Here is a 12970-nt window from a genome sequence, read left to right on the forward strand (position 1 = left end):
CCCAAATTCGCGGCGGACCGACTCAGGCTGAGTACTGTGATTTCGATGACACGGACTTCCGTCGAAATGCCGTTGCGCTCGCTCGTCGAGCACCTGCGGATCCGGGCGGCGGGTTGCGCCCGACGGTACGTGCTCGGTATCGCGGGTCCGCCGGGTGCGGGTAAATCCACGCTGTCCAAGGCCATTCGCGAGGATCTGAACCACCGAGCCGGTGCCCGAATCGCCGAAATCGCACCGATGGACGGCTTCCATCTGCCCAACGCAGTACTGCGCGCGACGGCGAATCTGGAGCGCAAGGGCGAACCGCACACCTTCGACGTCGCCGCCTTCCTGGAAACCCTGCGCCGCCTGCGCGATACCCCACTCGGCGAGCCGGTGCCGTGGCCGACCTTCGACCGCGCCATCGAGGAACCGACTCCGGCGGGTGTCGTCTTCGATCGGCAGGAGATCGCCATTACCGAGGGCAACTATCTGCTGCTGTCCGACGGTGCCTGGTCGGGCGTGCGCGAATTCCTCGACGAGGTCTGGTATCTGGACGTGACCCGCGACGTGCTCGAACAACGCCTGCTGCGCCGCCACATTCGCGGCGGTCGCACCGCTCAGGCCGCGCAAACCAAGGTGCACAACAGCGATCTGCCCAATGCCGACCTGATCGCCGATACCAGGCTCCGAGCCGACCTCGTGCTGCGCCAGCGCGGTGGCCGCTACTACGCCGCCTAAGCGCGCACGAGCCCCGGCGAATCTCCCTCGCAGTGGCCACTACCGGTGTACGTGCGGCTCAGCGGTTGTCGCGGTACCAGCCGATCAGGGCGTCGGTGGAGGAGTCCCCTTGCGGCTGCGGCTCGTCCGGAGAAGTCAGCAAGGGGGCCAGCGCGAGCGCCTGCTGCTTGCCGAGTTCCACGCCCCACTGGTCGAAGCTGTCGATGCCCCAAATGGTGCCCTCTACGAATACCTGGTGTTCGTAGAGCGCGATCAACTGGCCGAGGACCGACGGTGTCAGCTGCGGCGCGAGAATCGTCGTGCTCGGCCGATTGCCCGGCATCACCTTGTGCGGCACCACCTTCGGATCGGTGCCCTCGGCCGCGATCTCCTCGGCGGTTTTGCCGAAGGCGAGCACCTTGGTCTGCGCGAACAGATTGCTCATCAAAATGTCGTGCATGCTGCCGGTGCCGTCGCGGGTGGGCAGATCATCGGTGGGACGGGCGAATCCGATGAAATCGGCCGGAATCAGCCGGGTGCCCTGGTGTAGCAGCTGGTAGAAGGCGTGCTGGCCGTTGGTTCCCGGTTCGCCCCAGAAGATTTCGCCGGTCGAGGTGGTGACCGGGGTGCCGTCGGCGCGCACCGATTTGCCGTTGGATTCCATGGTCAGCTGCTGTAGATAGGCCGGGAAGCGCGCCAGATCATTCGAATACGGCAACACCGCACGCGATTCCGCCCCGAAGAAGTTCGAATACCAGATGCCGAGCAAACCGAGCAGCACCGGACCGTTGCGGTCCAGCGGCTCGGTCGCGAAATGTCGGTCGACGGCGTGCATTCCGGCCAGGAATTCGGCGAAGCGCTCCTTGCCGATGGTCGCCATGACCGAAAGGCCGATGGCCGAATCCACCGAATAGCGGCCGCCGACCCAGTCCCAGAAGCCGAACATATTCGCGGTGTCGATGCCGAATTCGGCAACCCGCTCGGCATTCGTCGAGACGGCCACGAAATGCTTGGCGACGGCGTCCTCGCCGAGCGCGGCGACCAGCCAACGCCGGGCGGCGGTGGCATTGGTCAGCGTCTCCAGCGTCGAAAACGTCTTGGAGGCAACGATGAACAGCGTGGTGGCCGGATCGAGTCCGTCGAGTTTCGCGAGCAGATCGGCGGGATCGACATTCGAGACGAATCGGGCGCCGATCCCGGCATCGGCATAGTGCCGCAGCGCGCGGTGCACCATATCCGGGCCGAGGTCCGAACCGCCGATGCCGATGTTCACCACGGTCTTGATGCGCTCGCCGGTCGCGCCGCGCCAGGAACCCGAGCGCACGGTGTCGGTGAATTCACCCATCCGCCGCAGCACCTCATGCACCTCGGCGCCCGCGTCCGCGCCGTCCACGATGACCGACTCGCCCTCGGGCAGGCGCAGCGCGATATGTTCGACCGCGCGGTCCTCCGAGGTGTTGATGTGGTCGCCGTGGTACATCGCATTACGCCGCTCGGTCACCCCCGCCTCGTGCGCCAATTCGACCAGCAGATGCAGGGTTTCCCGGCTGACGCGATGCTTGCTGTAGTCGATGTGCAGGTCTGCGACCTGCACGATCAGCTCGCGGCCGCGGTCGGGATCCTCGGCGAAGAATTCACGCAGATGTCGTCCGGCGACGGCACTGTGGTGCTCGTGCAGTTTCCGCCAGGCCGCCGATGCGGTGATGTCGCTGCTCACGTCCGCGAGGTTACAAGCACTCGTTCGGGCGCGCAGGCAAGGACCGCATACTTTCGCCCATGTTGTCCTGATGGCTACCCGTGTCGATGATTCGCGGGTCGCTCGAACGGGGCGGTGGCGAGCGTATGCGGCCCGCTCGAAGCTCGGTGATTTCGGATCGATGAGTCGAGGGTGCTGTGCGAGCACGCGGCTTAGGCTGGGGAACATGGTGTCCGAACGCGAAGTACTCCAATCCGTGCCGACGCAGCTGTGGATCGGCGGTCCCGTCGATGCCACCGGGGGCGGCACCTTCCCGGTGCACAATCCGGCCGACGGGCAGGTGCTGACCGAGGTCGCCGACGCCACGCCGGAAGATGCCGTGCGCGCGCTCGACGCGGCCGTCGCGGTGCAGGCCGAATGGGCGGCGACTCCGTCGCGGGAACGCGGCGAGATCCTGCGGCGAGTCTTCGAACAGCTGACCGCGCGCGCCGAGGAATTCGCGCTGCTGATGACCCTGGAAATGGGCAAGGCGCTGCCGGAGAGCCGCAACGAGGTGCGCTACGGGGCCGAATTCTTCCGCTGGTTCAGCGAGGAGGCGGTCCGGGTGCACGGACGCTATCTGCATGCGCCGTCCGGCACCGGGCGGATCATGGTGTACAAGCAGCCGGTCGGGCCGTGTCTGGCCATCACGCCGTGGAACTTCCCGCTCGCCATGGGCACCCGCAAGATCGGACCCGCGCTGGCCGCTGGCTGCACGATGATTGTCAAGCCCGCATCGGCCACACCGTTGACTATGTTGGCGCTGGCGAAGCTGTGCAGCGATGCGGGGCTGCCGGACGGGGTGCTCTCGGTGATCACCTCCAGCCGGTCCGGCGCCGTCACCCAGCCGCTGCTCGACGATCCGCGCCTGCGCAAGCTCACCTTCACCGGATCCACCGAAGTCGGCAAGAAGCTTGTGGAGAAGTCGGCGAACGGCCTGTTGCGCACCTCGATGGAGCTCGGCGGCAACGCACCGTTCGTGGTCTTCGACGATGCCGATATCGACGCCGCCGTACAGGGCGCGATGCTGGCCAAACTGCGCAATGGCGGCGAGGCGTGCACGGCGGCCAACCGCTTCCACGTACAGAACGGTGTGCTGGCGGAGTTCACCACCAAACTCGTCGAGGCGATGTCGAATACGGTGACCCTCGGGCCGGGTACCGACCCGAACACCACGCTCGGTCCGCTGATCAACGAGGAGCAGCTCAATACCGTCAGCGAACTGGTCGACGACGCGGTGGCGGTCGGCGCGCAGGTCCGCCTCGGTGGCAAGGCACCCGGCGGCCCCGGCTGGTTCTATCCCGCGACCATCCTCAGCGAGGTACCCGCGAATGCTCGGATCCTGCGTGAGGAGGTCTTCGGCCCGGTCGCACCCGTTGTCGGCTTCGAAACCGAGGAAGAGGGCCTCGCCGCCGCAAACAACACCGAATTCGGCCTGGTCAGCTACGTCTATACCCGCGATCTCGACCGCGCCTTGCGCATTGCCGAGGGCATCGAATCCGGCATGGTCGGCATCAACCGCGGCGTAATCTCCGATCCCGCAGCACCTTTCGGCGGCGTCAAGGCCTCCGGCTTCGGCCGCGAAGGCGGTAGCGAGGGCATCGAGGAGTACCTGTCCACCAAGTACATCGCCCTTACCTGACCCGCGGACATGAAACGACCGCCCCGGGGTGAAATACACCCGGGGCGGCCTTGTGGAAGGCGGCGATCTTGCGAACGTCGCGTAGTTCGATTGGGCCGCTAGTGGCGGCCGTAGACGGTCAGTGGCCGAGTCGGCCGCGACCGAGGCGCAGCAACAGCATGGCGAGGGTGTGGCCCTCCTGGCCGAGTTCGCTGAAGCGCTCGAGCACCTTCATCTCACGACTGTGTACGAGGCGGGGACCGCCGGAGGCCATGCGCGTGCGACCGATGATCCGCGAGATCTCGGTGCGGCGCTTGATGGCGGCCAGGATTTCCGCGTCGAGCTGGTCGATCTCCTTGCGGAGCTTGTCGATCTCGGCCTCGGTGTGGGGCAGAGCCGAATCGGACCCGGTCGTCGTGGCGGGGGTGCTCATCATTCATCTCCTCGTGTCAGAACATGGATCGGCTGGTGAGCCGAGCTCGTTACCGATCGGTTCTTTCACCGTGCAGAACAAACCTGGTAGGTATTGCAATCCTCCCCCCAGGCAGCGCGCTCAGGTACAAAGTCCGCGATCACGATATCCGGCTGTAAGCCGAATCGGATGCTTCGCGGCGGTCGCGCAGGTCATATGGGCCAGTCTGCCATGGGGCCGAGGCAATGCAAAACACTTCATTTTGTAAATCTCCTGAGAAGGCTTGCACGTTGTGACGCCCGTGTCGACCCGGGGCGGTTCATCTGCAGTTCGCCGAATGGACACCGATGTCGACCGGGACTTCATCTCTGTCGGTGCCCGCCGGTAGCGTGGATGGACGATGGACATCACGGTGGCTCCCAAGACGCAGGCCGGGCGGACTCGGCATCCGGATTCAGCCCAGAAATCGCAGGTCGACGCTGTTCACGCCGAGGAGATGGGCGACTCTGCCGTGCCTACCGCGGCGGGGGTCCCGCACCCGGCCATAGATGATGCCTCGCGGCATGTCGTGGACGACAAGCACCGTGTCGAACAAGAAAAGCGCCGCGCCGAACGTGAGCAACGTCGCGCCGAGGAGGCCGAGCGACTGCTCGACGGCCTCAACCCGCCCCAGCGCGCCGCCGTCGTGCACACCGGTGCGCCGCTGCTGATCGTCGCGGGCGCGGGGTCGGGCAAGACCGCTGTGCTCACCCGCCGCATCGCCTACTTGCTCGCCGCCCGCGGGGTGACTCCGGGCCAGGTCCTGGCCATCACCTTCACCAATAAGGCCGCCGCCGAAATGCGTGAGCGGGTGAGCGGGCTGGTCGGTCCGCGTGCGAACAACATGTGGGTCTCGACCTTCCACTCCAGCTGCGTGCGCATCCTGCGCATGCAGGCCGCGCTGCTGCCCGGTCTGAATTCGAATTTCTCCATCTACGACGCCGACGATTCCCGGCGGTTGCTCACCATGATCAGCCGTGACTTCGATATCGACGTCAAGAAATATTCGGCGCGGCTGCTGGCCACCGCCATCTCGAATTTGAAGAACGAGCTCATCGGTCCGGAGCGGGCCACCGCCGATGCCGAAACCGACGAAACCGAACTGCCCGGGCTCGTCGCTCGCGTGTACACCGAATATCAGCGTCGGTTGCGTTCGGCGAACGCCATGGACTTCGACGATCTGATCGGTGAAACGGTGGCGCTGCTGCAGAACCATCCGCAGGTCGCCGAGTACTACCGCCGCCGGTTCCGGCATGTGCTGGTCGATGAGTACCAGGACACCAACCATGCCCAGTACATCCTGGTCCGCGAGTTGGTCGGGCATCATGCGCAGGAGCAGGCCGAAGACGCGGTCGCGCCGAGCGAACTGTGCGTGGTCGGTGATGCGGACCAGTCCATCTACGCCTTCCGTGGCGCGACCATCCGCAATATCGAGGAATTCGAACGCGATTTCCCGGATGCGGAAACCATTCTGCTGGAACAGAATTACCGCTCCACCCAGAACATCCTGTCCGCCGCCAACGCGGTGATATCGCGCAATGAGAAGCGCAGGGACAAGCGGCTGTGGACCGATTCCGGTGAGGGCGATCTGATCACCGGCTACGTCGCTGACAACGAGCACGACGAGGCCTCGTTCGTGGCGCGGGAGATCGACCGGCTGGTGGATGCCGGCGATGCCAACTACAGCGATGTCGCGGTCTTCTACCGCACCAACAACAACTCCCGCGCGCTGGAAGAAATCTTCATTCGCATGGGCCTGCCCTACAAGGTGGTCGGCGGCGTGCGCTTCTACGAGCGCAAGGAGGTGCGCGACATCGTCGCGTACCTGCGCGTGCTCGACAATCCGGATGACACGGTGAGCCTGCGCCGCATCCTCAACACCCCGCGCCGCGGCATCGGCGACCGGGCCGAGGCCTGTGTCGCGGTGCACGCCGAACAGCGCGGCATCGGTTTCGCCGAGGCACTGCGCGCTGCGGCCGATGGCAAAGTGGCGCTGCTCAATACGCGAGCGCAGCGCGCTATCGCCGGATTCCTCGATCTACTCGAAGAGGTGCGGGAGGCCGGTGCCCAGACGGATCAGGACTTCCCCGACCTCGGCAATATGGTCGAAGCGGTACTCGACCGCACCGGCTACCGGGCCGAGTTGGAGGGCTCCGACGATCCGCAGGACGGCGCCCGGCTGGACAACCTGAACGAATTGGTGAGCGTCGCGCGGGAATTCAGCTCCGAGGCATACAACAATGCCGAGGCCGCCCGGGAAGAGGGGCTGGTGCCGGAGGCGGCCGAGGGCGAACCAGATCCGGGCTCACTGGCCGCCTTCCTGGAGCGCGTCTCGCTGGTGGCCGATAGTGACCAGCTGCCCGAGGAGGGCTCCGGTGTGGTCACCATGATGACGTTGCACACCGCCAAGGGTCTGGAATTCCCGGTGGTATTCGTGACCGGCTGGGAGGACGGGCAGTTCCCGCATATGCGTGCACTCGGCGATCCCACCGAACTGGCCGAGGAACGCCGCCTCGCCTACGTCGGCATCACCCGGGCGCGGCAACGGCTCTACGTCACCCGCGCGATGGTGCGCTCCGGTTGGGGGCAGCCGGTCTCGAATCCGGAATCCCGATTTCTGCAAGAGATTCCGGCCCACCTCGTCGACTGGAAGCGGTTGGAGCCGAAGGGGTCGCCGCTCACCCGCGGCATCCGCCGCCGCGGTGAGGACGACGGCCTGGAGCACGACTGGACCCGTGACGGCTGGAATCAGCGGCCGGGCGTCAACGATCGCGGACCACGCCGTCCCGCACCCGGCGGTGCCAGCCGCAACAATGCCAATCTCGTACTGGCTGTTGGCGATCGAGTCAGCGATGACAAGTACGGCCTCGGCCGCGTGGTAGCCGCCGAAGGCTTCGGGCCCCTGGCGACCGTCACCATCGACTTCGGTACCGCGGGCAAGATCCGGCTCATCCCGCAATACAGCCGAACCCTGGTCAAGCTCTGATCAGGGGCCTTCGACCCTGACCTATCGCCGGTGGTGTCGGTAGCGTGCGCGACATGGAAACCGTCGCGCAATACCTGCTGTGGATGCTTCCGATGCTGTGGCTCGGCATGGTGCTGGCCATCTCGTTCCTGGAAGCGCCGCTGAAGTTCCGGGCGCCGGGGATCACCGTGCCGCTCGGCCTCGGCATCGGACGGCTGGTATTCCGTGCGCTGAATATCGTCGAGACCGTCCTCGCCGCGCTGTTGATCGTGGCGACCCTGGTGGTCGCGCCAAGCGGTGCTGTTCGGGTCTGGCTGGGTGTCGCCGCCGCGATCCTCGCTATCCAGCTCCTCGCGGTCCGTCCACTGCTCACTCGCCGCTCGAACCGCGTGCTCGCGGGCGCGGAGTTGCCGCGCTCCCATGCTCACTACTGGTATGTGGGCTTGGAAGTGGTCAAGGTCGTGAGCTTGATCGGACTGGCGATCGCCGCCGCGCCATAGCCAGCAGCAGTGAACCTCGCTGTCCAACTTGCGGTGAAGGGACTCGCGGTGAAGGGACTCAGTCGCGCTGCGGACCCAAGCTGATACCCCGCGTGGCCAACCAGGGCAGCGGATCGACCTTGTCGACCCCGTTCAACCACACCTCGAAATGGCAGTGCGGGCCGGTGGAGAAACCGCGGTTGCCGATGGTGGCGATCTGATCACCGGCCAGCACGCGCTGACCCGCCGACACCGTCGCGGTGTCGATGTGGCCGTAGATGGTGACGGTTCCGTCGTCGTGCAGCAGTCGCACCCACATGCCGAAACCGGATGCCGGACCCGCTTCGATCACGGTGGCGTCGGCGACGGCGTAGATCGGAGTGCCGATCGGGCCCGCGATATCGACGCCGAGATGCTGTACGCCCCAGCGGGCACCGAACCCGGAGGTGAAATTGCCCGCGGCGAATTTGGTGAACAGTGGGCGGAGTTTCGAGGCCTCCTGCGCCGCCATATCGTCGGCGAACTTCTGCCCCTTTTGCAGCATGTCACCGAACTGACCGAGATTCGTCGGGGCCGAAACATTCAGCACCTGAGGCGAATCCGGCAAGGTATTCGGATCGGCCACACTGACCGACTGCGCCGCGATTTCGTGAATCTGTCCGGCGGCCTCGTAATCGACGGCCTGCGAAGGCTGTTCGGGCGCGGCGAAGGCGGCCTGTCCGGCGGCAACCACCGCACCAGCGGCAACGGCGACGACCGCGGCGCGGCCCTTGAGCGAGGCGGGGGGCGCGGGCATCCGATGCGCGCCACCATTACCGCGGTTCGCGCGGCGGCCCGGAATCACAGTGGGCCGTGCCAGCCCTTCCGGATCCTCGGGCTCCCAGGAAGCGTCGCTGCCATCCCACGATCCGTCGCCGTCCCAGGACTCCTCGGCGTCCCAGGACTCGTCTGCCTCCGGCGTCCATGACGCCTCGGAGTCGGCGTTCCAGGTCTCGTCGCTCTCGGGAGTCCAAGCATCGTCGGACGACCATGCACTGCCATCGGACCAGGAATTGCCTTGCGCCCAAGCCTGTGACTGTCCCCAGGAATCAACTTGCGGCGATGAATCGGCCTGCGGCTGTGCCCACGAAGCATCCCGCGACTGGCCCCAGGCCGAATCGGGCTGTGCCCAAGAATCGTTCGCACTCAACGAGCTGTCCTCATGTCCACCCGCAGCGTACCGATGCCCACCGGCACGCCGCGACGAAGTCCCGAAAGGATTTACCGCAGCACTGGAATGTTCACCGAACGACTCGTCCTCATCGGGCCGGTAAGGATGGCCGGAGCGAGCGCGATTTTCGGTTGCGAAGGTCGAGCGATGGTTCATCGGTGGTGCCACATCATCGAGCGAGAGATCACGGTGTCGAATTGCCTGATCAGAGGCGTTAAGGAACGGCTCTCCGTCTGCGGAGCGCTGTGCTGCGTCAAGCTTGCCGTCCTCCTAGTCGTGACCGTGTTGTGACATCGACCGCAATGACGGTAACGAAACGATTGCGAGGTCCGCAAGCGCTACGTGCGATCAATCCAAACATGTGAGATTGATCACGGTAACGCACCGGAATAACTCACTGCGATCGGGGCACGCGGGTGAGACTGAGCGACGACGAACCGTAGTAGAAGGCCCTCGGTCAACCGGTTCGGCGGCTCTACCTGGCGCGCCGTCAGCAACCTACTGGCGAGTAGCCTTGGCCAGGCATTTTCCCGCCCTGGGCAACAGCCCGTGACCTGCGCCACTTAGGATGAATGTGGCCGTTTGGCCCTCCATGTGACTGGTTAAAGTCCGACCCGACCCGCTTCCGACGTCGGGCCGCCAACAAAGACGTTGTCATCACAACGCAGACGAGACGGTGAGTACATGGATCTCTTCGAATATCAGGCGAAGGAGCTCTTCGTTAAGCACGGAGTGCCTTCGTCCGAGGGCCGCGTCACGGACACGGCCGAGGACGCCCGCGCCATCGCGGCCGAAATCGGCAAGCCGGTGATGATCAAGGCCCAGGTGAAGGCCGGTGGCCGCGGCAAGGCGGGTGGAGTCAAGTTCGCCGCCACCGCGGACGACGCGTTCACGCACGCGCAGAACATCATCGGCCTGGATATCAAGGGCCACATCACCAAGAAGATCCTTGTCGCCGAAGCCAAGGACATCGCGGAGGAGTACTACATCTCCTTCCTGCTGGACCGCTCCAACCGCACCTACCTGGCCATGTGCTCGGTCGAAGGCGGCATGGAGATCGAAGAGGTCGCCGCGACCAAGCCCGAGCGCCTCGCCAAGGTGCCCGTCGACGCCGTCAAGGGTGTCGACCTCGCTTTCGCCCGCTCGATCGCCGAGCAGGGCCACCTGCCCGCCGACGTGCTCGACGCCGCGGCCGTGACCATCCAGAAGCTCTGGGAGGTGTTCATCGGCGAGGACGCCACCCTGGTGGAGGTCAACCCGCTGGTCCGCACCCCAGACAACGAGATCCTCGCGCTCGACGGCAAGGTGACCCTGGACGAGAACGCCGAATTCCGCCACGCGGACCACGAGGCCTTCGCGGACAAGGACGCGACCGATCCGCTGGAACTCAAGGCCAAGGAGAACGACCTCAACTACGTCAAGCTCGACGGCGAGGTCGGCATCATCGGCAACGGTGCGGGTCTGGTCATGTCCACCCTCGACGTGGTCGCCTACGCGGGTGAGAACCACGGCGGCGTCAAGCCCGCCAACTTCCTCGACATCGGTGGTGGCGCCTCGGCCGAGGTCATGGCCGCCGGCCTCGATGTCATCCTGGGTGACGCCCAGGTCAAGAGCGTGTTCGTCAATGTTTTCGGTGGAATCACCGCCTGTGACGCGGTCGCCAACGGCATCGTGAAGGCGCTGGAAATCCTTGGCGCCGAGGCGAACAAGCCGCTGGTCGTCCGTCTCGACGGCAACAAGGTGGACGAGGGTCGCAAGATTCTCGTCGATGCCGCGCATCCGCTGATCACACTTGCGCAGACAATGGACGAAGGCGCCGACAAGGCCGCCGAACTGGCAGCGGCCAAGTAAGGAAACCGGAAATGTCTATCTTCCTCAACAAGGATTCCAAGGTCATCGTCCAGGGCATCACCGGCGGTGAGGGCACCAAGCACACCGCGCTGATGCTCAAGGCCGGCACCCAGGTCGTGGGCGGCGTCAACGCGCGCAAGGCGGGCACCACCGTCGCGCACACCGACAAGGACGGCAACGCGGTCGAGCTGCCGGTGTTCGGCAGCGTCGCCGAGGCCATCAAGGAGACCGGCGCCGATGTCTCCATCGCCTTCGTGCCGCCGAAGTTCGCCAAGGACGCCATCATCGAGGCCATCGACGCGGAGATCCCGCTGCTCGTGGTCATCACCGAGGGCATTCCGGTGCAGGACACCGCCTACGCGTGGGCCTACAACGTGGAGAAGGGCAACAAGACCCGGATCATCGGCCCGAACTGCCCCGGCATCATCACCCCCGGCGAATCGCTGGTCGGCATCACCCCGGCCAACATCACCGGCAAGGGCCCGGTCGGCCTGGTGTCGAAGTCCGGCACCCTGACCTACCAGATGATGTACGAGCTGCGTGATTTCGGCTTCTCCACCGCCATCGGCATCGGCGGCGACCCGGTCATCGGCACCACCCACATCGACGCCATCGAGGCGTTCGAGAAGGACCCGGAGACCAAGCTGATCGTGATGATCGGTGAGATCGGCGGCGACGCCGAGGAGCGGGCCGCGGCCTACATCAAGGCCAATGTCACCAAGCCGGTCGTCGGCTACGTCGCGGGCTTCACCGCGCCCGAGGGTAAGACCATGGGCCACGCGGGCGCCATCGTGTCCGGTTCGGCCGGTACCGCCCAGGCGAAGAAAGATGCGCTCGAGGCCGCCGGTGTGAAGGTCGGCAAGACGCCGTCCGAGACCGCCGCGCTGGCGCGCGAGATTCTGGAGAAGGCAAGCGTCACCGCCTGATTCGCTGACTCACACGAAGGCCGCCATCCCAATTGGATGGCGGCCTTCGTCGTATTCAGTAGAAGTGGACTACCGAAGCGATCCCGAAAACGAGGCTGTATATCGCGAACGGCAACAGCGAATTCGATTTGAAGTACCGCTCCAGGAAGCGGACCGCTAGATACGCCGCGCCGCCCGCGACGATCGATCCGACCAGCACCTGACCGAGGATGCCCTCGCCTTGCGGCCCGGCCAGCGTTGGCAGCTTTAGCACGCCCGCGGCCAGAATGATCGGAGTGGCAAGTAGGAAGGCGAATTTCGCCGCGTCCTCATGATCCAAACCGCGCAGCAGGCCGCCGACCATCGTCATGCCGGAGCGGCTGATGCCCGCGAACAGTGCGCCTGCCTGCGAGACACCGATGATCAACGCGTCTTTGACCGATAGGTCGCCGAGGCCGGTCGGCTCCTCCACCGTCGCGACGAAATATCCCTCTTCGATGGCCTTGGCCCGCGCCTCGGCCTCGGCGAAGCGCCGGCCGTAGTCGGACAGCGTCGGCTGGCTGCGGCGACGCATCACCTCACCGGTGGCGAGCACGATTCCGTTCAATGTCAGAAATAGGCCTGCCGCAAGGGGTTTCGCGAACAAGGTGCGCAGCGGATGTTCCAGCAGCAAACCGAGAACACCGACCGGCACGGTCGCCAGGACCACCAGCCAAGCCAGGCGCTGTGTCGAAGTTTCGATCCGGCGAGTACGCAATGTGGTGAGGAAGCCGACCACGAGCTCGACCCAGTCGCGCCAGTAGAACACCAGCAGCGCGATCGCCGTCGCCACATGCAACCCGACCACGAACGCGAGATACGGTGTGCCGGAATCGGAATCGCCCTGGGTGACCAGATCGCTCCAGGACCCACCCAGCCATGCGGGCACCAAAACAGAATGACCTAGGCTGGAAATCGGGAACAGTTCGGTTATGCCTTGCAGTGCGCCGATCACAACGGCTTGCGGGTACGTGAGCATCGCCTGACAGCTTGGCACGCCCGCCCTGCCACGACA

10 protein-coding genes are annotated in these 12970 nt (G+C 65.3%); 6 read left to right on the forward strand and 4 right to left on the reverse strand.

Going from position 1 to position 12970, the window contains the following annotated elements; genetic code table 11:
• The first annotated feature begins 45 nt into the window (after window positions 1–45).
• Window positions 46–720 (forward strand): nucleoside/nucleotide kinase family protein, encoded by a 675-nt coding sequence (locus tag AB0J47_RS05675; protein ID WP_364340930.1) that lies wholly within the window; start codon window positions 46–48, stop codon window positions 718–720.
• A gap of 58 nt (window positions 721–778) precedes the next feature.
• Here AB0J47_RS05675 and pgi read toward each other — a convergent pair whose 3' ends face one another.
• On the reverse strand, window positions 779–2416 hold the full coding sequence (gene pgi, locus AB0J47_RS05680) for a glucose-6-phosphate isomerase (protein ID WP_364340932.1): 1638 nt from the start codon (window positions 2414–2416) through the stop codon (window positions 779–781).
• Window positions 2417–2621: 205 nt separating this feature from the next.
• On the opposite strand from pgi, the gene AB0J47_RS05685 reads away from it, so the two are divergent.
• A complete protein-coding gene (locus AB0J47_RS05685) occupies window positions 2622–4076 on the forward strand; it encodes an NAD-dependent succinate-semialdehyde dehydrogenase (protein WP_364340934.1) in 1455 nt (484 codons plus the stop codon).
• Between the two features lie 118 nt (window positions 4077–4194).
• On the opposite strand, the gene AB0J47_RS05690 is transcribed toward AB0J47_RS05685, so the two are convergent.
• Window positions 4195–4488, reverse strand: coding sequence for a chorismate mutase (locus tag AB0J47_RS05690; protein WP_327093861.1), 294 nt, complete (start codon window positions 4486–4488; stop codon window positions 4195–4197).
• A gap of 379 nt (window positions 4489–4867) precedes the next feature.
• Between AB0J47_RS05690 and pcrA the strand changes: the two genes are divergently transcribed.
• Both pcrA and AB0J47_RS05700 read left to right on the forward strand, forming a co-directional pair.
• Complete coding sequence (gene pcrA / locus AB0J47_RS05695; RefSeq protein ID WP_364340937.1) at window positions 4868–7492, forward strand: DNA helicase PcrA; 2625 nt, start codon at window positions 4868–4870, stop codon at window positions 7490–7492.
• Window positions 7493–7545: 53 nt separating this feature from the next.
• The gene (locus AB0J47_RS05700) at window positions 7546–7971 is read left to right on the forward strand and encodes a hypothetical protein (RefSeq protein ID WP_364340939.1); all 426 of its coding nucleotides are present in this window, start codon (window positions 7546–7548) and stop codon (window positions 7969–7971) included.
• A gap of 58 nt (window positions 7972–8029) precedes the next feature.
• On the opposite strand, the gene AB0J47_RS05705 is transcribed toward AB0J47_RS05700, so the two are convergent.
• Window positions 8030–9139 (reverse strand): M23 family metallopeptidase, encoded by a 1110-nt coding sequence (locus tag AB0J47_RS05705; RefSeq protein WP_364340941.1) that lies wholly within the window; start codon window positions 9137–9139, stop codon window positions 8030–8032.
• 705 nt (window positions 9140–9844) lie between these two features.
• Here AB0J47_RS05705 and sucC point away from each other — a divergent pair.
• Together sucC and sucD are read left to right on the forward strand one after the other, a co-directional pair.
• Complete coding sequence (gene sucC, locus AB0J47_RS05710) at window positions 9845–11011, forward strand: ADP-forming succinate--CoA ligase subunit beta (protein ID WP_364340943.1); 1167 nt, start codon at window positions 9845–9847, stop codon at window positions 11009–11011.
• 11 nt (window positions 11012–11022) lie between these two features.
• A complete protein-coding gene (gene sucD / locus AB0J47_RS05715) occupies window positions 11023–11937 on the forward strand; it encodes a succinate--CoA ligase subunit alpha (RefSeq protein WP_364340945.1) in 915 nt (304 codons plus the stop codon).
• A 55-nt stretch (window positions 11938–11992) separates the two neighbouring features.
• Here the strand turns inward: sucD and AB0J47_RS05720 are convergent, their stop codons facing one another.
• Window positions 11993–12934 (reverse strand): undecaprenyl-diphosphate phosphatase, encoded by a 942-nt coding sequence (locus tag AB0J47_RS05720; RefSeq protein WP_364340947.1) that lies wholly within the window; start codon window positions 12932–12934, stop codon window positions 11993–11995.
• Window positions 12935–12970: the final 36 nt, after the last annotated feature.

Source organism: Nocardia sp. NPDC049737 (assembly GCF_040674755.1).
GTDB lineage: Bacteria > Actinomycetota > Actinomycetes > Mycobacteriales > Mycobacteriaceae > Nocardia.

Bases quoted from the DNA above. Each gene is read 5' to 3' on its own strand.
- AB0J47_RS05675 (WP_364340930.1), top strand. From the start codon at position 46: ATGACACGGACTTCCGTCGAAATGCCGTTGCGCTCGCTCGTCGAGCAC.
- AB0J47_RS05685 (WP_364340934.1), top strand. From the start codon at position 2,622: ATGGTGTCCGAACGCGAAGTACTCCAATCCGTGCCGACGCAGCTGTGG.
- AB0J47_RS05690 (WP_327093861.1), bottom strand. From the start codon at position 4,488: ATGAGCACCCCCGCCACGACGACCGGGTCCGATTCGGCTCTGCCCCAC.
- pcrA (WP_364340937.1), top strand. From the start codon at position 4,868: ATGGACATCACGGTGGCTCCCAAGACGCAGGCCGGGCGGACTCGGCAT.
- AB0J47_RS05700 (WP_364340939.1), top strand. From the start codon at position 7,546: ATGGAAACCGTCGCGCAATACCTGCTGTGGATGCTTCCGATGCTGTGG.
- sucC (WP_364340943.1), top strand. From the start codon at position 9,845: ATGGATCTCTTCGAATATCAGGCGAAGGAGCTCTTCGTTAAGCACGGA.
- sucD (WP_364340945.1), top strand. From the start codon at position 11,023: ATGTCTATCTTCCTCAACAAGGATTCCAAGGTCATCGTCCAGGGCATC.
- AB0J47_RS05720 (WP_364340947.1), bottom strand. From the start codon at position 12,934: ATGCTCACGTACCCGCAAGCCGTTGTGATCGGCGCACTGCAAGGCATA.